A 725-nucleotide genomic window follows, 5' to 3' on the forward strand; every position below is an offset into this window, starting at 1 on the left:
CGGTCGATCGAACATGGGTCGTGCGGCTGAGCGGAACAGGAAAGTGTCGTAAGGGGCATTATTTCCTTTCAAAAGTCCCATTCGGAATTAGGTTGGCGTAGCGGTCTGAGGCCGCCGTTTGCGACGGCGTCAGGCACGGAGAAGTTGTAGCGGCCGAGGAAATTGATGTGACGCCAAGATATCGGCGAGAGCCGAGCGATATCGGCGGGCAGCGGCGGCGTCCCGGCCTCGCTGAGTTGGCGCACGGTTTCCTGCATGTAGACAGCGTTCCAGTGGACGATGGAGTTGAGGGCCAGACCGAGGACCCCAAGCTGCTCCTCTTGGCCCTGACGCAGAGGGCTTCTGATTTCGCCCCGATCGCCGTGATGGACGCGCCGACCGAGCTTGTGGCGCAATTCCTGCCGGTTGAGCTGAAACAATATTCGTCGCCGGAACGGCCGGTCATCGATGTATCGCAGGATATGCAGCGTCTTGATGATGCGGCCGAGTTCAGACAGGGCCTTGGCCAGCGTTGTTGGGCGGTCTTTGACCTGCAGCATTCGCATGACGCCTGCGGCCTTGAGGTGGCCGAGCTTGAGCGATCCGGCCAAGCGGATAAGGTCGGACCAGTTTTCCCGGATCAGATTGATTTTAACCCTGCCCCAGGCGGTCTGATCGAACGGCCCATAGCTCGCCTGGCGGTCGATACGCCAGAGTTTGGCGTCGCCGATGTCCGCCAGACGGGG

General features: G+C 60.8%; 1 protein-coding gene. It reads right to left on the reverse strand.

Translation table 11 applies throughout. From position 1 onward, the window contains the following. Positions 1 to 68: 68 nt before the first annotated feature. Positions 69 to 725, reverse strand: a 657-nt coding sequence (locus OWC48_RS45945) for a Tn3 family transposase (RefSeq protein WP_282525919.1), incomplete at its 5' end; no start/stop codon positions are given.

Origin of the sequence: Bradyrhizobium sp. Arg816, assembly GCF_029989365.1 — a bacterium.
In the GTDB taxonomy this organism is placed as follows: Bacteria; Pseudomonadota; Alphaproteobacteria; order Rhizobiales; family Xanthobacteraceae; genus Bradyrhizobium.